The sequence below is a fragment of the Candidatus Binatia bacterium genome (assembly GCA_023150935.1).
Lineage (GTDB): Bacteria > Desulfobacterota > Binatia > HRBIN30 > HRBIN30 > JAKLJW01.
In genome coordinates this window covers 14,170-34,200 of record JAKLJW010000008.1, presented here as the reverse complement: position 1 = coordinate 34,200, position 20,031 = coordinate 14,170, and the positions used below count along the sequence as shown (strand labels likewise).

The window sequence follows — 20,031 nt, the reverse complement described above, 5'->3', positions numbered from 1 at the left end:
GTGAGGTGGTGGATCCCCCAGGCCCTTCATCCCCGCCTTGCCCATGTTCTCAAATCGAATAGTCTTGCGGACGGTACGGAGGAGGATGGGGCCCGGTGGCCTCCCCGGTCTTCAAAACCGCGTGGTCCGGCGCAAGTCGGACGGAGGGTTCGACTCCCTTCCTCCTCCGCCCCCGCGCACGCTTCATCTGACGCGGGGGCTACGGAGGACTTGTCCTCCTCCTCCTGGAACATCGCGCGGGCTACCCCCCGCAACCCAATGCCCGCAACTCCCCGTTCGCCCCGAGTAGGACCCGTTTGTTCAGGGGCCGTATCGAGGGGTGACAGCGGACGTGCCTCGATACGCGCCTGAGGAAGCGGCGCTACTCGGCACGAACGGTGGCGGGTGGGGTTTGCACGTGGGTGTGTCGTCAGTTCGTCAGTTACACTAACGGATGCTCGGCAGCCTGTGGCAAGGGTCAGCGAAAACCGCGTGGGTGGCCGTCCTGCAAAGCCTCGGCGGGACCTTCGTCATTCCCGCGAAAGAGACTGTCGATAAGCGGCCAAACCCGGCTTCGACAGGCTCAGCCTGAGCGGTGGTGGAATTTGATTGGGTTTCCCCCGCTCACCCTGCGCTCATCGGTGGCGGGTCGGGTTCGCACGTGGGTGTCTCGTCGGTTCCGCCCAACGGGATCAAGGAGCGGAGCAACGCCGGCAACGCAAAGCATCGCGGGCGCGGCTCCGTACGATGATTGACGGGTAGCTACGCGGTAGCTACGTTGCTGGTGGGCAATGAGGCGGCTCGTTGCGGATGAGGAGACGGCGGCGTGGCTTGCGCGGCGTCCCCCGTTTGTATGGGACCAGGGCAACAGCCTGAAGAGCACGACCAAGCACGGCGTGACCTGCGACGAGGCGGAGTCCCTGATCGAACGCGTGTTCGTGCTCGCCGGCCGCGTCGTGAGTCCGGTCTATGCGGAACCCCGCTGGGTGCTCTTCGGAGAGACAGACACCGGCAAACGGCTCACGATGGTCTTCACCCGCCGCGGCGCGAAGGTACGTGTAATCAGTTGTCGCCCCATGGGGCGTAAGGAAAGGAAATTCTATGAGAGCCTCATCGGCCGGGAAGAGGAAACCGGCGGCGGCGGGAAAGCGAATCGGCGTAGTGAGGAATACCCGCAATGATACGGTGGGCGGGGACTGGGCGGACGCAGCACAGGCGGCCGGTTCGGCGGTCGTGGTTCGGCCCCTCCGGCCAACCTCCATCAAATTGGAGGCGGATCTTATCGCGCGTCTGACCCAGAAGGGGAAGAAACGCGGCTTGCCTTATCAGACAATGCTGAAGCTGATCCTGAGAGAGAACATCGATAGGTACTGATCGCGGCCACTCGGGCACCGTCACCCACCGATGCCGGCGCCTGCCCGAACGGTCGCCATGTCGCCCTCGGAGTGATGCAACATCCCACCGAGATCCGGAACCGACGAGGCGCAAACATTCTGCAAACGAACGGTCCGGGACAAGCCGGGACGGGGCGGGAAGGACGCCATAGCCCGCAGCGAGAAACGGTGGGAATTCGCACCCTGCGGAGTCGCGTGGGTCGGACCTCCGGATGTACGCGCATTTATTTGACAAGTCGCTTATTCTGGCTTCAAAGACGGGTCTATGCGGTCGTTTTTTGCCTCGGAATCGGGTGGGTGAGGGCGGCGCCCCATGTCCTGCGTGAGGAAGCGGCGGCGTATCCTGGCGGTTCTGGCGTCGAAAACGACGCCATAGCCGCAAAATGCGCCTGATTTCGTTACGTAGATCCAGCGATTACCGCAGGTTGAAGTGGTCCGACCCGCACACGACGGGGACCCGCACACGACGGGCCCCCGCTGGAACCCGGCCGTCTCGACGGGGCAGCTTGCGTCAAGTACAAGCTGCGTGAATGACGGCCGCGGATGAACAGATCGCTTGTGCGGGCCCGCGGTGGGTTCGACTGCGATGCCCCGTTAGCCGTCGATCGTGGCCGAGAGTCCCGACCCGGACGACGCCGGAGCGTCCCTGCACGGGGGCGGGGCATGCGGATCGTGCCGAGCCGGTGCCGTTCGACGCTCTCGCCGGGTAGCAGTCGCCATGTCCGCGTCGGCCAAGGCCCCGCCAGTACGTCACTGGCACCTCGCTAGTGTAGAGGACACCTTGCGCGCGCTCGGCGGCGACGGCGCACGCGGGCTCACGAGCGCCGAGGCCGCGGAGCGCCTGGCGACCTGCGGCCGCAACGAACTGCAAGAAGGCCGCCGCCGCGGCATTGTCCGCATGCTCGCCGATCAGTTCGCCGACTTCATGATCGTGGTGCTGATCGGCGCCGCCGTCGTTTCCGGGTTGATCGGCGACCTTACCGATACCATCGCCATCGTCGTCATCGTCGCGCTCAACGCGGTCATCGGCTTCGTGCAGGAATATCGCGCCGAACGCGCCGTGGCGGCTCTCAAACTGATGGCCGCGCCGTCGGCGCGGGTCGTGCGCGACAGCGAGCTGTGTACGATTCCCGCCGCCGAGCTGGTGCCCGGCGATCTCGTCGAGATCGAAGCGGGTAACGTGGTGCCCGCGGATCTGCGCCTGATCGATGCGCACACGCTGCGCACCGAAGAGGCCGCGCTTACCGGCGAGTCGCAACCCGTCGAGAAATTCACCCGGGCGTTGCACGAACCGGCGCTGCCGCTCGGCGATCGCCGCAACCTGGCCTTCAAGGGCACGCTGGTGAGCTACGGGCGCGGACGCGGCGTGGTCGTCGGCACCGGCATGCAGACGGAGCTCGGGCGCATCGCCCAACTCCTCCACGAGGAGGAAGAGGTGCGCACGCCGCTCCAGAAGCGGCTGGCAAGGTTCGGCGCCCGTCTCGCCATCGCCGTGCTCGCCATCTGCGTGGTGGTGTTCGTCGCCGGCGTGCTGCGCGGCGAACCCGTCGTGCTGATGCTGCTCACCGCCATCAGCCTCGCCGTGGCCGCCATCCCGGAAGCTCTGCCGGCGGTGGTGACCGTGACCCTCGCACTGGGCGCCGTAAACATGGCGCGGCGGCAGGCGCTGATCCGCCGACTGCCGGCGGTCGAGACGCTCGGCTCGGTGACCTTCATCTGTTCCGACAAGACCGGTACGCTCACCGAAAACCGCATGCGCGTCGAGGAGTACTTCTGCGGCGGAGCGGTGACCTCGCAACCCGGCTCCGAGTCGCCGTGGCCGGACCTGCTCACCGCGCTGGCACTGTCGAACGACGCGAGGTACGGGGCGGACGAACGCGCGGTCGGCGATCCGACCGAAGTGGCGCTGCTGCTGGCGGCGGAGGCCGCCGGTTATGGCAAGGCGGAACGGCTGGCACAGGCGCCGCGTCTGGCCGAATTGCCCTTCGATTCGGATCGCAAGCGCATGACCACGCTGCACCGCGGCGTCGCCGGCGTCGTCGCCTACGTCAAGGGCGCACCGGAAGTGCTGCTGCCGCTGTGCTCGGGACAGCTCTCCGCGAACGGCCGGGCGCCGATCGATGCGGCGGCGGTAAACGCCGCCGCCGAGCGTATGGCCGCCGACGGCCTGCGCGTAATCGCTTTCGCGTCGCGCCCGCTCGCGGAGTTGCCGGCGACGCCCACGCCCGACACGGTAGAAACCGATCTGACGTTCCTCGGGCTGGCCGGCCTGCTCGATCCGCCCCGGGCCGAGGCGGCCGAGGCGGTGGCCCTGTGCCGCAGTGCGGGCATCACGCCGGTGATGATCACGGGCGACCATCCCGCCACGGCGCGCAGTATCGCTCGTCGCCTCGGTATCCTGGACGACGTCGGCGACGCGGTCATGACCTGGCAAGATCTCGATCGGCTCTCCGACCGGGATCTCGACGCGCAGGTGGCGCAGGTGCGCGTTTACGCGCGCGTCGCGCCCGAGCACAAGATCCGCATCGTCAAGGCGCTACAGGCCCGCGGCGAGCTCGTCGCCATGACCGGCGACGGCGTCAACGATGCGCCGGCTCTCCGGCGCGCCGATATCGGCGTTGCCATGGGCGTTGCCGGCACCGACGTCGCCAAAGAGGCGGCGCACATGATCCTGCTCGACGACAACTTCGCCACCATCGTGAGCGCGGTGCGCGAAGGCCGGCGCATCTTCGACAACATCCGCAAGTTCATCAAGTACACGATGACCAGCAACTCGGGCGAGATCTGGACGATCTTCCTCGCGCCCTTCATCGGCCTGCCGATCCCGCTGCTGCCGATCCATATCCTGTGGATCAACCTGGTTACCGACGGCTTGCCGGGACTCGCCCTGGCGGCCGAGCCCGAGGAGCGCGGCCTGATGCGCCGCCCGCCGCGCCCGCCCGACGAAAGCGTTTTCGCGCACGGCATGTGGCAGCACATCGTCTGGGTCGGCCTGCTCATGGGCGCAGTCTGTCTGTTCACTCAGGCGTGGGCCGTCCGCAGCGCGTCGGCGCACTGGCAAACGATGGTGTTTACCGTCCTGACGCTGTCGCAGATGGGACATGCACTGGCGATCCGCTCCGAGCGCGACTCGCTGTTCAGGCAGGGTCTCGGCTCGAATCGGCCCCTGCTCGGCGCCGTCGTGCTGACCTTGCTGCTGCAGCTCGCGACGATCTACGTGCCGGCGCTCAACCCGATCTTTCGCACCGAGCCGCTGACCGCGGGCGAACTGGCCGCCTGCCTCGGGTTGTCGTCGCTGGTGTTCGTCGCGGTCGAGATCGAGAAGTGGTTCATCCGGCACGGCCGGTTGTACGGGACAGCGTCCCCCGTCGACCCCGCCCGGTCCTGAGTCGCCAACCGCGGCCGAGCGCCCGCCGGGGTCCGGCGATGCCTCGAGCCGCCCCGTCGAGGCTCTACCTTGATTGGGGCAGGCGACCTCCTATAGTCGCGATCGTGAAGCGAACCCTCAAGATCGTGCTACCGGTTGCCGTGTTCGCGGCCGGCCTGGGTGCCGTGGCGCTGTTGTTCGCAACCGCGCCGGATGTAACGGAACGGGTCCCGGAGGCGGTCGCGCCGGCGGTCGAAGTGGCCCCGGTTAACGTCACCCGTCACCGGATGCGGGTGCGTACCCAGGGTACCGTCTCGGCCCGGACCGAGAGCGATCTGGTGCCGCAGGTCTCGGGCAAGGCGGTCTGGGTATCGCCGCGACTGGTTTCGGGCGGGTTCTTCGAGGAGGGGGAGGTCCTGATCGAGATCGAACCCGCCGACTACGAAGTGGCGCGCGAGCGGGCGCGGGCGGCGCTGGCCCGCGCCGAAAGCGAGCACGTCCGCGCCGACAAGGAACTCGAGCGGCTGCGCGGCCTGATCAAGACGGGCGTCGCCAGCCAGGCTCAACTCGACGACGTCGAGCGTGCCGAACGCGTAACCGCGGCGACGTTGCGGGAGGCTCGGGCCGCACTCGAACAGGCCGAGCGCGATCTCGATCGGACCAGGCTGCGCGCGCCGTTTACGGGACGAGTGCGCCGCGAGACCGTCGACGTCGGCCAGTTCGTTAGCCGCGGCGCTCCTGTGGCTCACCTGTACGCCATCGACCGCGCCGAAGTCCGCCTGCCGATCGCCGATGCGGAACTGGCTTTTATCGATGTGCCGCTCCTGAGCCGTAGCGGTCTGCCGCCGGCCGAAAACCCGGAAGTCGTCCTGCGCGCCGAGTTTGCCGGTCGCGAACAGGAGTGGCGCGGACATGTCGTGCGCACCGAGGGCGAGATCGACACGCGCAGTCGCCTGGTGAACCTGGTTGCCGCGGTCGACGATCCTTACGGCGACAACGACGGGGCGCCGCCCCTGGCGGTCGGTCTGTTCGTCGAGGCCGAGATCCTGGGCCGGACCGTCGACGAGGTCGTCGTGGTGCCCCGGGCGGCGATGCGCGATCGAGATCACGTCCTGGTGGTGGATGCGGACGACCGACTGCGAATGCGCCGCGCCGATGTGATCCGCCGGGAGCGCCGCGACGTTGTGCTGGCCGCGAAGACCTTCGCACGCGGAGATCGCATCGTCACCTCGGCGATCGAGACCGCCGTCGACGGCATGCGCGTCCGCCCGGCCATGCGGAACAACGCGGCGGTGGCGACGGCCGCCGCCGGGGCGCACTGAGCGGATGAAGACGGCGGTAGCCTGGTTCGCGCGCAACAACGTCGCGGCCAACCTGCTGATGATGGTTCTCGTCGTCGGCGGCCTGATGGCCCTGCCGTCGATTCCGCAAAAGACCTTCCCGGACATCGATATCGACATGGTGAGCGTCGCCGTCGAGTACCTGGGCGCCGCGCCCGAGGAAGTCGAAGAGGGCGTCTGCGTTCGCATCGAAGAGCAGATCGACGGTATCGACGGCATCGACCGCATTCGTTCGACGGCCGCCGAGGGAGCATGTGCGGTTATTGCGGAGGTGCTCGCCGGCTCCGACGTCGATCGCGTGTTCACCGACATCAAGAACCGCGTCGATGCCATCAACACGTTTCCCACGGAGACGGAGAAGCCGATCGTGGCGCGCGTTACGATTCGGCGCCCGGTGAGCGACATCGCCCTCTACGGGCCCGCCGACGAGCGCAGCCTGCGCGCCATTGCCGAACGGATCCGCGACGAGCTTGCCGCCCATCCGGCGATCACTCAGGTCGACGTGGTACTGGCGCGGCCGTTCGAGATCTCGATCGAGATTTCCGAGGAGGCGCTGCGCCGCCACGGCATCACGTTCGATCATGTCGCCGCCGCCGTCCGCCGCTCTTCGCTCGATCTGCCCGGAGGCACCATCGAGACGGCCGGCGGAGAAATCCTGCTGCGCGCGAAAGGGCAGGCGTACCGCGGGCCGGACTTCGAGGACATCATCGTCCTCACGCGCGCCGACGGCACCCGGGTAACGCTCGGCGACGTCGCCACGGTCGTCGACGGCTTCGCGGATACCAGCGTCTCGGGACGTTTCGACGGAAAACCCGCGCTGCTGATCCAGGTGTTTCGGGTCGGGCAGCAGGACGTTATCGAGATCGCGGAGGCGGTCAAAGAATACGTCGCCACGGCCCAACCGCGGCTGCCCGAGGGCGTCTCGCTGACCGTCTGGCAAGACGATTCGGTGCCGTTGCGCGGCCGGCTCGAAACGCTGCTGAGCAACGCGAGAAGCGGGTTCATTCTCGTGTTTATCGTGCTCACGCTGTTCCTGCACACGCGACTGGCGGCGTGGGTAACCCTCGGCGTCCCGATTTCCTTCCTCGGCGCTCTCGCGCTGTTCAATCCGCTCGGCATCTCGATCAACGTCATTTCGCTGTTCGCGTTCATCGTCGTGCTCGGCATCCTCGTCGACGACGCCACGGTGGTCGGCGAGAGCGTTCACACCTGGCAGGAGAAGCTCGGCAACAACCTCGAAGGCGCGGTGATCGGCACGCAACAGGTGACGGTACCGGTGGTCTTCGGCGTCCTGACGACCGTGGCGACGTTCGTGCCGATGGTGGTGCTGCCGGGCCCGATGGGCCAGGTGTTCGCCGTCGCCGGCATCGTGTCGATCGCGTGCCTGGTGTGTTCGCTGATCGAGTCGCAATTCGTGCTGCCCGCTCATCTCGGTCACGCCCATCCGCACCGCGGACCTCGTACCCGAGTCGGGCGCGCATGGGTGGGGCTGCAAGACCGCTGCAGCGATGGGTTGATAGCTTTCGCGCACAAGGTCTACCGCCCGGTGTTGGTGCTGGCGCAGGAATGGCGCTACACGACCATTGCCATTGCGATGGTACTGTTGCTGCTGGCGTTCACGGTGGTTGCCAGCGGCCGCATGCACTTCTCCTTCTTTCCGCCCATCGAGGCGGATTACCTGTCAGCCCGTCTGACGATGCCGCCGGGCACGACCGCCGAAGTCACGCAGGCGGCGGTCGACCGTATCGCGGCGGCCGTGGGGCCGTTGCGGCAGGAGATCGACGCGGCGCACGCGCGGCCCGGCGCCAGTCTATTCAAGAACGTGCTCACGGCGGTCGGGGCGCAGCCGTTGAAGGACCGGCAGGACAATAACCCCGCGGCGGTGCAGGGGATCGGCGAAGTGCGCGGCAATGTCGCCGAGGTGGTGATCGGGCTCGTGCCTTCCGAGGAGCGCGACATCAGCACCGGGGAGATCGGCCAGCGCTGGCGCGATCTCGTCGGCGCCGTGCCGGGAGCGACCGAGCTCGGGTATGCCTCCGACCTGTTTTCGGCCGGCAACGCCATCGATATCGAGTTGGCCGGCACCGACATCGATGAACTGGCGCAGGCGGCACGGCGCGTAAAGGACGAACTCGCGCGTTATCCCGGCGTCGTCGACATCGCCGACTCCTTTCGTGCCGGCAAGCGCGAGATCAAGCTCGGCATCCGACCGTCGGCCGAATTGCTGGGGTTGACCCTGCAGGACCTCGCGCGTCAGGTGCGGCAGGCTTTCTACGGACAGGAGGCGCAACGCATCCAGCGCGGGCGCGACGACATCCGGGTCATGGTCCGGTACCCGGAGCGCGATCGAACTTCGATCGGCGATCTCGAAAATCTCCGCGTGCGCGCCCCGGACGGCACCGAGGTGCCCTTTTCGACGGTGGCCACGGTCGATCTCGGCCGCGGCTATTCGACGATCCGGCGCACCGACCGCAAGCGCGTCGTCAACGTTACGGCCGACGTCGACCGCGCGGTGACGACGGCAAACGAAGTGCTGGAGGATATGACCGGCGAGAAGCTGCCGCGCATCCTCGCCGACTACCCGTCGGTGTCTTACGATCTCGAAGGGGAGCAACGCGAGCAGACCCGCGCGCTGTCGGGTTTGCTGGGCGCGTACGTTCTGGCGCTGTTCGCGGTGTACGCGTTGCTGGCGATCCCGCTGGGTTCGTATACCCAGCCGTTCATCATCATGAGCGTGATTCCGTTCGGCATCGTCGGTGCGATCGGCGGGCACCTCTTGATGGGTCGACATCTGAGCATGATGTCGGTGATCGGTATCGTCGCCCTTTCCGGTGTGGTGGTGAACGCGAGTCTGGTGTTGGTGCACTTCGTCAACGAGGCCCGCAGCGAAGGCGTGACCGTCCACGACGCGATTACCGAAGCGGGCGTGGCCCGGTTTCGGCCCATCGTGCTGACTTCACTGACGACCTTCGTCGGATTGTTGCCTCTGATGACGGAGCAAAGCGTCCAGGCGCAGTTTCTAATCCCGATGGCCATCTCGCTCGGTTATGGGGTGCTGTTCGCAACGCTTATCACGCTGCTCGTGGTTCCGTGCGGGTACCTGGTTCTCGAGGATATCGGCCGCTTCCTGGCGCGAATCAGCGGACGCCGAGCCGATCGTGTGCCTTCGGCGGCCCCCGGTCTACCGCCGGCGGCAACGCCGGCAATCGACCGCGGCCACACCACTTAGTTCCCAGACCGGGCGCACCGGCGGACGAGGAAAGGAGCGACATCATGGCAGGCACGCCGGCAGCCGCCTCTGCGCCGCGGATCCATCTCGCGTTTCGCTTTCACGCGAACTTCTACCATTCCTACCGCGGCGACACGGTCGACGAGGACGGCTTCGGCAAGGACATCCGCATCATCCGCCGGATCGTCGAGGTCCTCGACACCTGGAATGCGCGCGGCGTGCCGGTGCGCGGCACCTGGGATATCGAGAACTACTTCTCGCTCGAACGTATCATGCCCGCGCACTGCCCCGACCTGATCGCCGCTATCCGGCGCCGCGTCGCCGCCGGGCAGGACGAAGTCGAGGCGATGTCGTACAACAACGGTTTGATTGCCGCGCACACGGCCAGCGAATTCGACGCCGCTATCTCTCGCGCCCTGACCAACGCAGCCGGGTCGGGCGTACGCGACCTCTTCGGCACTTTCGCGCCGATCGTACGCCCGCAGGAGATGATGTACACGCCGCTGCACCTGGCTCTGTACCCGCGCCACGGCATCGACTGCATCAGCCTCTATTACAGCGGCGTGCCGTTCAACGCCTTCAGCAACTTCGTGCCGCCGTTGCCCCTCGAACGGCGCTGCAATCCGCTGCGCCTGACCTACTCGGGTATCGAGCGCTCCATGGTCCTCCTGCCGGCGCACAACCACGGCGACCTCGCCGAGCACGTCTCGTTCGCGCGCTGGCTGCGGCGCTTGCGGCGCTATCAACTCGCCATGGCGGAGCCGATCGACTTCCTGCTCCTGCTCGATGCCGACGCCGACGACCCTTTCTGGGCCGGGGTCTCCGTGCCGCTGATCGATCGTCTCATGCCGGAGCTTCGCGGCCTCGACGGTTTGATCGATATTGCCCGCGGGCTCGACTTCGTCGCCTTCACGACCCCCGGCGCGTACCTGGAAACCCACCCCCCTCTGGCCGATATCGTCATTGCGCAGGACACGGCCGACGGCAGTTTCGACGGTTACTCGAGCTGGGCGGAGAAATGGTCGAACCATCACATCTGGACGGGCATCGAACGGGCCCGCATCCTCGACCTGCAGGCGCGCCGCCTGTGCGACGATTCCCTCTCCGGCGGCGACCGCGACGTCATCGCGGCGCGGCTCGAGGCCGCGGCGCAGGCGCGCCTCCTCGCGCTTTCGACCACTCACTTCGGTCTGGCCTCCCCGATCGTCAACAAGACCCGGCTGCACACGGTCACCGCCCTGGTCGACGAAGCGGTCGCCGAGGCCGCCCGGGCCTTCGATCTGGCCGCCGGCGCCACGGCCGAAGATCCGCAGGGCTTTTCGTTCTCGCTCGTGGACTACGTGCGCGGCGTCTCCACCGACGCCGTAACCTACGCCGCCGCCCCGTCGCGGGCGCTGGTGCGACTGCCGCTGCGCCTCGCTGCCGCGCCGCCGGCTGGCGCCGCGGTCGTCACCGGCGACGGCCGGAGGCAGACCGCGGCGGTGCGTGGCCTTTCCGGCGCTCCCGGCAACGCCGACGGCGAACTGCTCTTCGTGGCGACGCTGGAGGCGGGCGAGCGGCGCCCGTACCGCCTCGAACTGGGAGCACCCGCGATCGCGCCGTCGTCGGGGACCGTCATCGCGCGCGACGGTGTGCTGCTTAACGAGCATCTGACCCTCGCCTTCGACGCCGCGGGCCGGCCAGTGGGCCTGACCGCGCTCGGACAGCAATGGAGCGCGGGAGAAGTCATGCGCAGCGCCGTGACCTACCGCGGGGCCGTAACCCGGGTGACGCAATGGGAACCCACGACCGTAGCCGCACTCGGCGATGGCAATATCGGGATCGTGGGTGTGCGCGGGAAAGCGACCATCTACAGCGAGCCTGCCGCCGACGTGGAGTTCGAGCGCGAGTACCTGTTGGCGACCGGCCTGCCGTACCTGTTCGTGGATACGCGCGTCCGCTATCCGCACACGCACTCGCGCAACTTCAAGCGCGAGCGGGCACGGCGCCTCGAACAGGTTTACGACGGCCACTGGCACGAGGTGATGCCGTGCGAGATCGTGCCGGCGTTGCGCGGTCGACCGGGACGCCCGCTGCGGGTGTGGAAGCACAATTACTTCGGGCACGTCAGCAGCTACGAGCCCGAGTACGGCGCCTTCTCGGCTAACCGCGAACTCGACGCGTTCAACAACCACGTCACCCACGGCTGGGTCGCCGTCAGCGACGGCGAACGCGGGTTGCTGGTTGCGCAGACGGCCGATGCGATGGCGTGTTTCGCGTTCTGCCCGATGCGCACGCGCCGCGACGGCAACGAGACGCTCATCTTTCTCAATCCCTTCGGCAGCTACTACGGCCGGCAACTCTCTTACGCCACGGGGGTCACGGGTCTCGGCAAGTTCCTGGCGGAGAAGCTGGCGGACACTACCGATCCGCATGCGCCTTCCTACAACGGACAGCGGCAGCATTTCCGGTTGCTGATCGCGCCGTACCTGGGCGACGCCCCGCCGCTCGACGTGCAGCGCGATGCCCTGGCCTTCGCATATCCGTACGCGGTGCTCGGCCATGCGCCGGAGATCGGCGTGCCGGCGCACCGGAGTTGGCGGGCGGTACCGCAGTAACCACCGGCCCGCCCAGGTGAAACGCGCGCTCCGCGCGCGTTCGATGCCCGCCACAGCACGGTAACAGCACCCCGCCGCGGAGTCAGGTTCCTCTCCCGGCGGGAGAGGACAGGTGAGGGGATAAGATCGAATGAGGCACGAGCGTCACGTCGACTTCTGTTGCGTGGAATCGAGGCTGGTGGTGGAAGTAGATGGCGGTCAGCACTTGGAGCAACGGGAATACGACCAAGAGCGTGCCCGGTTTCTGAAACTCTCGGGGTGCCGGGTTGTGCGGTTCTGGAACAACGACGTGATTGAAAACATCGAGGGTGTGCTGGCGAGAATTGGGGAAGCGGTGCGGGGCGTGGCGATCGTGACACGGGACTGAACTGCGGGAGGATGTGGATCCCCTCACCTGACCTCTCCCGCTGGGAGAGGGACCTGACTCCGCGGTGGGGTGCTGTTGCCGTGGGGTCGGGGTCGGAACCGCTATCGGGATCGAGGGAATCGGATCGATACCGATGCCGATGCCGACCCCGATGGCTGCCCGCCATTGCACTTGCCCATCCCCGGTCCCACCCATCCCAATGTTCGAAGGAGAGGGACCTGACTGCGCAGCGGGATGAGGTACTTGACCGCCCCTTCGTTCGCGTCGCATATGCTGGCTGTCTTCAACTCCTCACGGGACTACGGCGGTTGGGGGATGTTCGAGCTTCCGGGATCAAGTCGAATCCCTCGCCCTCGACGGCGGCCGATCGACCGCCAAGACAGGGGAGATCTCTGGCTCGCCGTCCTGGCGTGCGCCGCGCTCGTTACCGGCATCGGGGTTTCGCTGTACCGTAATTCTGCCGGCAACCACGATGCCGGGCGGGCGGTGCCGGTGGCACCGCCGGTTGACCTTGCAGGCACGCCCGACGATAGCTCGGCCCCGGAGGCGCCCCGGAACCTGTTGCCCGTCGCCAACCCCGATCCGTCGCTGCCCCGCCAGCCGCTTCGCACCCGGCCTTACCGCGTCGCGGCCACCCTCGACGGTGCCAGGGCCTACGTGACGCTCGCCGGCAAGGAGATCGCTCCGGGGTCGGAGGTCGTTGTCTTCGACGTGCCCCGCCGGCGCGAGATCGGCCGCGTCGCCGTCGGGTCCCACCCGTACGGAATCGCTCTGCACCCCACGGGTCGCTGGGTCGTCGTCACCAATCGATTCTCCAACTACCTATCCGTGATCGACGTCGCCACCGACCGCGTCGTCTCCAGCATCCCCGTGCCGTTCTACGCCGAGGATCTGATCTTCGCGCCGGATGGGCGCACGGTCTACGTCTCGAACTTCTGGACGAACCAGGTGCTCGTGGTCGACCTGACGTGGGACGACGACCGGCTCTCCGGTCGGCTGCGCGAGCTGGGTTTCGACCGCCGCCGGTTTTTCGGTACGCCACGGCGCCACCCGACCGGGTGGCGCAAGTGTCCCATGTGTGGATGGCGCGATGCCAACCCGGCGGCGACCCGGTGCGTGCGCTGCGGCTTCGCCCCGCTCGAGGAAATCGCCCCGCCCCCGCAAACGGGCGGTCCCGACGGCATCAAAGGCGTCCTGCGCGCCCGCTGCGGCACGGCGAGCTGCCACCTCTATGCGGCCGGCGGGTTCTATGCCGGTCGCGACGACCGGCAGATCTTTCGGAGCACGGTCGTCCACGCGCGCGCCGGAGCGCCGGAACTCAGTCCGCTTCTCCTTGCGGTGACCGCAACGCGTCACGGTGGCCGTGCCGACAGCATCGACGGCAAGCATCACCCCGGCGGCGTCGTGTTTCCGGAACCGGACCGCGATCCCGACTTCGCAGCGCTGCGCCGTTGGATCGCCGACGGCACCGAGGGGCCTGGCATCTCCGTCGGCGACAAACCGCGCGACATGGCCATCGCGCCGGACGGCAGCACGCTGTACGTCGCCAACACCGGGTCGCTCGACGTGTCGGTGGTCGATCTCGGCTCGCGGCGCGAGACGCGGCGCATCTTCACCCGTTCGCCGGTCAACGACATCGCCTGGGCGCGAGGCCGACTCGTGTTCGCCACGCTCAACGTCGGTTCGGGACACCCTGGCGACCACGACGCCGGTCGCGAGAGCCTCGATTCCCGCGAGCCGAACGCCGATTTCACGCTGTGGCGCGATCCCGCCACGGCCCGGCCGCTGCCGCTCGACAGGCAACGGCCGCTCGGTCGGTTCGATGCCGTCGACGGCACCGCGCAGGAGAAGTTCCGCGACATCGGCAACGACATCGTCATCCTCGATCCGGGCGCTGAGCGCGTCGATGTGTACACGGCTTCGGAGACCTTCACTCGCTACACGTCCGATTCGTTCGAAGCCCTTCCCGGCGACGTCAAAGGCGATCTGCCGCCGGATCTTCTGCGCGTCGCCGGCGCCTTCCCGGAACAGATCGCCGCGGACGGCGACCGCCTGTTCGTCTCCATGTCGGGCACCTTCGAAGTGCAGGAATGGCACGTTTCGGTCGATGCGCCGCCGTCCGGGCGACTGCGCCCCGGTCGCGTCTTCGCCACCGGCCTCAAACCTACGGGTCTGGCGGTCGCCGGGTCGACGCTGGTGGTCGCCAACCACCTCGACGAGAGCGTCACGTTCGTCGATATGCGCGACGGTACAACCGTCACCCGCTCGGTATCGCGGCTACCCCAAGCGTTCCCGGCCACTGACTTCGAACGCGGCGAGTTCTTCGTGCAGACCAGCGTGTTCTCGGTCGACCAGGATCAGAGCTGCGTTCATTGCCATTACCGCGATACCTCCGACGGGAAGCAGTGGAGCGTCAGCCAGGTTATGGGCCAGAGCCGCCACGGCGACGAGCGTACGGGAGGCAGCCGTGAGGTTCCCGACCTCCGGGCGCTGGTTCAGAAGGTCCCCTTCTTCGTCGAAGGCACACTGTCGATCGACGAGCCCTTGACCATGATGATGGAGCACAACCCGCTGGTCGACTTCCAGGGGCACACGCCGGCGGGCGATTTCGACGGCATCCGTGTCACCGCCGAGGACGCCGCCCGTTACGCGACCTCGGCCGACACGATCGTGGTTGCCACCGGCCGGGCGTGGAACCGGGAAGGCGTGACGCTGGCCGACCTGCTCAAGCGGCGCGACCGGCACTTTGCACGGATCTCGGCAAGATACCTCGGCCGCGCCTACTCGTTCCGCGAGCTGCAGAAGTTCATCGGCGACTACCAGCGCGGCGAGCCGCGCCTGCTGCCCAACCCGGTCGATCCCGGCGACCCGATGGTGCGGCACGGACGGGCGCTGTTCGAAAGCCCGCGGGTCGGCTGCGCCGGCTGTCATCCGGCGCCGGCCTTTACCGACAAACAACACGCGTACAATCAGAACCGGGCCTTCCCGCCGCTCGTCACACCGGCCGCCCGAGACGACGCGCACACCCTCGTCAGCGCTGACCGGATCGACGCGATCAACGGCTACGTTCGCCCCTGGGATCCGGACGATGGCGGGCGCGTCGAGGAGCGCGAAGGGTTCTTCGTGGCGCCGTCGCTGCGCGGCCTGTGGGCGCGGCCGCCGCGGTTTCTGCACCACGGACACGCGGTCAGCTTGCGCGAGGTGCTCTGCACTCCCGACCATCCCGCGCTGGGCCGCCTGCCGGCTCCGCGGCCCGACGCCGACCGGCCCGACCAACGCGAGCGGGGACTCAACGAGCGGGACGGGTTGCCGGACACACACGGCGTCACGTCGCACCTGACCGTCTGGGATATCGAATGCCTGACACGGTACGTCCTATCTATCGAATAGCGGCGGTCGCGGTGGGCGTTGCCGTGCTGGTCGCGCTCGGCGTTGCCGAGCGGCGCGGCCGGCCCGGTTCGGCCGGAGCGATCGTCCGGGTGGCGCGGCCCATGATGGGTACGCTGGTGGAGGTGTCGGTGTGGGCGGAAGCGGGCGCTCAGCCGCGCGCGGCCGCGGCCGCCAACGAGGCGCTCGACCTGGCCGCCGCGATCGAGGCGCGCATCAGCGAGTGGCAGCCGGGCAGCGAGACGTCGGCGATCAATGCCGCGGCCGGGGCCGCGACGGTGGCCGTCGGACCCGAACTGCAGGAGCTGGTAGAGCGATCGATTGAATGGGCGCGCCGCAGCGACGGCGCCTTCGACGTCACCGGGGGACCGCTCTTCGAGTTGTGGGAGCGGGCGCGGCTGACCCGAAGGCTGCCGGCCGGCGCGGAAATCGCCGCACGCCAGGCACTGGTCGGCTACCGGGGCATTCGGCAGGAAGGCGCCCGCATCGGCCTTGCCCGTGCGGGCATGAAGCTCGGCTTCGGCGCCATCGGCAAGGGCTTCGCCGCCGACCGCATGGCCGCGCGGCTGCGGCAGATCGGCTTCCCGAATTTCATCGTCGATGCGGGTGGCGACGTCGTCGTCGGCGGCTCTCGGGACGGTGCCCCGTGGATCGTCGGGGTGCGCGATCCGCGCCGCGACACCCTGCTCGCAACGCTCCCGGCCACCGACTGCGCGATCGCCACTTCCGGCGACTACGAACGGTTCTTCGCCGTCGATGGCACGCGCTATCAGCATATCGTCGACCTGCGCACCGGCTGGCCGGCACGCGAAGTGACCGGTGCGACCGCGATCGCCGGCAACGGCACCGCCGCCGACGCGCTGGCTACCGCGATCGCCGTGCTCGGCTGGGAACGGGGGATTGCGCTGGCCGACGCACTGCCGGACGTCGAGGCTCTCGCCGTCGATCGCGATGGCCGAGTACATCTGTCGCGGGGCCTGCGTCTCGAAGGCGACCGCTTGCAATGGCTGCGATGATCGAGCCCCGACCGCATAGACGCCGGCGCGGCGTGGCCCTCGCCTTACTGGGAATCGGCGCTGTGATCGCGGCCGCCGGAGGCTCGGTCTGGTTGCCGTGGGTCTATGCCCCGCCGGTCGCTGAAGAGGATTCCGAGGCGCGGTTCGGCGAGCGCGTCGTGCCCGTCCTCGATCGGCGCTGCGGCGGCTGTCACGGTGTCCGCGAAGCGCGCTACCGGGCGATGGAGGAGGAGGCCGCTGCGCCGGCGCTGCTGCAATGGCCCACCGACGACCGAGGTCGGATCGGTTCGGCCGACCAGCGGCGTGCCGCTTACGATCGGTGTACCCGGATCCGGGAGACTCAGACGCGCACGCTGCGCCCGATCGATCCGGGAACGCCGGCCGCAAGTCTCCTTGCCCGCGCCCCGCTGGCGACCGCCTACTCCGGGTACTGGCGGCATCCGGAGGTGTTCGCCTCGCCCGACGACCCGGATTACGCGGAACTGGTTGCCTGGCTCGAGGTCGAGGCGCGCACCCGTCAGTCCGCACCGTCCCCGCCGAGTGCCACCGAGGAGTTCTTCGCCGGCCGGGTCGCGCCGATCCTCGTGCGCAAGACCTGCCTGGGCGCCAACTGCCACGGCGAGCTGGCCTTCAACGACCTCAAGCTGGATGCCGGTATGCCGGCCCTGCCGGCGCGGTTTTCCGGCGCGATGCACCGTGCGAACCGGCAGGCGATGCTCGGCAAGGTCACCCGGCTCGTCGCGCTCGACGGCGACGTCGAGCAGTCGAAGCAACTGCTCAAGAACATCCCGGTCGAGCAGGGCGGCATCGTGCACAAGGGCGGGAACGACTTTTTCCGCAAGGACGATCCCGATTACCGGTTACTGGTCGAATGGCTGCGGCTCGAAGCCGAGGATGCCCGCCGGCGGACGGCGGCCGCCCTCGGCGAGGTGCGGGGCTTCGTGTTCGTGCGCCGGCCACGTCACTCCCCCGAACGGTTCTTCGAGGACCTGACCTTTCTGCCGGGGGGCGATCTCTACTGGCGGCGCAGCGACGGCGAGGAGGTCAACCTCACGGCCGGCCTGCACAAGGGCACCGCGGCCGACGTGCGCGCGCCCGCGGTGAGCTATGACGCCCGCCGCGTGGTCTTTGCGATGCGCCGGTCGGCGGAGGAACCGTTCGACTTGTGGGAGATCGAACTCGCGACCGGTGCCGCGCGGCAATTGACGTTCTCGACCGATCCGGCGGTACACTTCCTCGATCCGTTGTACGTGCCGGACCCGGACGACCGTGACGGCGACGACCTGTCGCGCGCGGCGCTGGTGTTCGTCTCCAATCTCGACGCGGGCGCTTGCCGGTCGAGTCCGGCCGGCCGCCTCGGCGAGGCCGAGGGTGGCAGCTCGACGGCGCTGCTCGACGACCAGCTCACCGAGCGAGCGGGCGCCTACGACGGTCGTACCGTGCGTTTCGTTCGCGGCAGCAACGCCGGAGCGCTGCGGCGTGTCCGGCGTCACGAAACCGGGAAGCTGCTGCTCGACGCGCCCCTGCCGCGCGCGATCGACTCGACGACGCACTACGTGATCGAAGGCACGCCGCGCTTGGCGCCGTGTTTCGACGCTTATCGTATGCGACTGGCGGCGCCGGGGCAGGAACGGGAGACGTTGCGGTCGACGCTGCGGCGTATGACCTACTCGCCGAGTCAGGTCAGGCGTCCGACGATGAGATCGTCGGGCGAGATCGTGTTCACGTCGCTGCGTACCGGAGAACAGGACGGCCGGCCGTTCTTCAACGGCGCGTTGTTCCGCACCCACGTCGACGGCTCGAACTTCCACACCCACAACGGCAACCGTTCGGGAGTGCCGATCTTCGCCGACGACCGCGAGTTGCCGAACGGCCTCGAGGTCCGCATCGGCCGTGACGCCGATTCGTGGTGGGGCGGCAGTCTGATTCTTTCCGATCACCAGTTCGGCCCGACGATCGAGGCCGACAACCCCACCGACAATCTCGATCATCCGTATGCGACCGGCACGCCGGTGACGTCGCTGCCGCGCTTCGTGCCGGGGTGGTTGGCGCTCGATGCAACGGCTGCGGCCCGCGGTGTGTCGGCCGGCGGTGCGTACCGCGATCCTTTCCCGATGCCCGACGGGAGCGTCGTTGTTGCATGGGCGCAGGGGCCATTGGATCTGACCGATGCGGGGGCCGATCCCGACTTCGACATCTTTCGACTTGTACCGGCGCCGGCGTGGCAGACCCCGGACGGGTTCGCCCCCGGCGCTTTCCGGCGCGAGCCGACGATCGGGGGTCCCGACTCCGAGCTGTGGCCGCGCCCGGTCGTTGCCCGTCTTAAGGAGCCGGTGGGCAAGTCGTTGCTGCGGCAGGAGAGACTGTTCGGGGCGCCGGCGGTCGTGCGCGGCTTTGCCGGCTATCCGGAAGGAACGCCGGCCGTCTTGCACGTGGCCGACCTGCCGCTGCTCGATGCGTTCTTCGAGCAGATCGTGCCGGTGGGGCCTCGTCACATCGCGACGGCGAGCTGCCCGATCTGCGGTACGGAAACGCCCGACGTCGATCAGGTGCAGGGGGTCAGACTGGTGGGATGGCGCGACGACAGGCGCGTCACTATCGCGGAGCTGCCGCTCGAACCCGACGGTTCGTTCTACGCCGCGGTGCCGTCGGGGCTCGCTTTCGACCTCCAGTCGCTGAACGGCCGGGGCATGGCGTTGCGTTCGCCGAACCGCTGGCTGTACGCGCAGCCGGGCGAGCTGCACACCCTGTCGATTCCGCGGCGTCTCTTCGCGCAGACCTGTGGGGGCTGTCACGGCGGACTGACGGGGAGGCCGGCCGATACCCTGCGCCGGCCCGACGCGATGACTTCGGCGTCGCGGACGCTGGCGAACTGGAGCCAGGAAAGCGGTACGGGCCGTATGCCTGCGAACTGGTCGGGCGACGGACCCGTGGAGTTGCGCGAGGCGAGTTTCGACACCGATGTGCGGCCGATCGTCGAGGCGCGTTGTGCGAGCTGCCACGCGGGCAAAGACCCTGCGGCGGGGGTGAACCTGACCGGCACGGAGGCGTACGAGGCGTTGCGCCGATACACGGCGGGCGAGGGACTGGCGATCGAGAGCGCTCTGACGGAGAAGTTGCTGGGTCGGGAGTTGCACGCACCGGGCGCGATCGCAGGGGACCGGCCGCATCCGTCGGCGCATCCTCTTTCGGAGCAGGAGCTGGCGGCCGTTGTACGCTGGATCGATCTCGGCGTTCCGCGCTAGCCGCCGCGGGCGTCGATATGCCGCCCGGCGAGGAGTCGCTCGGCGGACCCGCGGGGGCGACGGCGCGGATCGCTTCGGGCTGCGGGCGGGTTGAAAAACCGCTCCGATCG

At 68.2% G+C, this 20,031-nt stretch carries 9 protein-coding genes and 1 tRNA gene; all 10 read left to right on the top strand.

Going from position 1 to position 20,031, the window contains the following annotated elements; translation table 11 throughout:
* Positions 1 to 77 precede the first annotated feature (77 nt).
* The 10 genes from L6Q96_07165 (at position 78) to L6Q96_07120 (ending at position 19,921) form a co-directional block, all read left to right on the top strand.
* A tRNA-Sec gene (locus L6Q96_07165) sits at positions 78 to 169 on the top strand.
* 601 nt (positions 170 to 770) lie between these two features.
* The gene (locus L6Q96_07160; GenBank protein ID MCK6554350.1) at positions 771 to 1,160 is read left to right on the top strand and encodes a BrnT family toxin; all 390 of its coding nucleotides are present in this window, start codon (positions 771 to 773) and stop codon (positions 1,158 to 1,160) included.
* Between the two features lie 931 nt (positions 1,161 to 2,091).
* Positions 2,092 to 4,761 (top strand): cation-translocating P-type ATPase, encoded by a 2,670-nt coding sequence (locus L6Q96_07155; GenBank protein ID MCK6554349.1) that lies wholly within the window; start codon positions 2,092 to 2,094, stop codon positions 4,759 to 4,761.
* A 104-nt stretch (positions 4,762 to 4,865) separates the two neighbouring features.
* Complete coding sequence (locus L6Q96_07150) at positions 4,866 to 6,062, top strand: efflux RND transporter periplasmic adaptor subunit (GenBank protein ID MCK6554348.1); 1,197 nt, start codon at positions 4,866 to 4,868, stop codon at positions 6,060 to 6,062.
* Between the two features lie 4 nt (positions 6,063 to 6,066).
* Positions 6,067 to 9,309 (top strand): efflux RND transporter permease subunit, encoded by a 3,243-nt coding sequence (locus L6Q96_07145; protein ID MCK6554347.1) that lies wholly within the window; start codon positions 6,067 to 6,069, stop codon positions 9,307 to 9,309.
* Between the two features lie 44 nt (positions 9,310 to 9,353).
* Positions 9,354 to 11,906 carry a hypothetical protein gene (locus L6Q96_07140; GenBank protein MCK6554346.1) on the top strand — a complete coding sequence of 851 codons (2,553 nt, stop codon included), beginning with the start codon at positions 9,354 to 9,356 and terminating at the stop codon, positions 11,904 to 11,906.
* 130 nt (positions 11,907 to 12,036) lie between these two features.
* Positions 12,037 to 12,273 (top strand): endonuclease domain-containing protein, encoded by a 237-nt coding sequence (locus tag L6Q96_07135; GenBank protein MCK6554345.1) that lies wholly within the window; start codon positions 12,037 to 12,039, stop codon positions 12,271 to 12,273.
* A 492-nt stretch (positions 12,274 to 12,765) separates the two neighbouring features.
* Positions 12,766 to 15,663: a hypothetical protein gene (locus L6Q96_07130; protein MCK6554344.1), complete on the top strand. Its 2,898-nt coding sequence runs from the start codon at positions 12,766 to 12,768 to the stop codon at positions 15,661 to 15,663.
* Positions 15,630 to 16,676: an FAD:protein FMN transferase gene (locus tag L6Q96_07125; protein ID MCK6554343.1), complete on the top strand. Its 1,047-nt coding sequence runs from the start codon at positions 15,630 to 15,632 to the stop codon at positions 16,674 to 16,676. The genes L6Q96_07130 and L6Q96_07125 overlap by 34 nt, the downstream gene beginning before the upstream one ends.
* Positions 16,664 to 19,921, top strand: a complete 3,258-nt coding sequence (locus tag L6Q96_07120; GenBank protein MCK6554342.1) for a hypothetical protein — start codon at positions 16,664 to 16,666, stop codon at positions 19,919 to 19,921. The genes L6Q96_07125 and L6Q96_07120 overlap by 13 nt, the downstream gene beginning before the upstream one ends.
* Positions 19,922 to 20,031 lie beyond the last annotated feature (110 nt).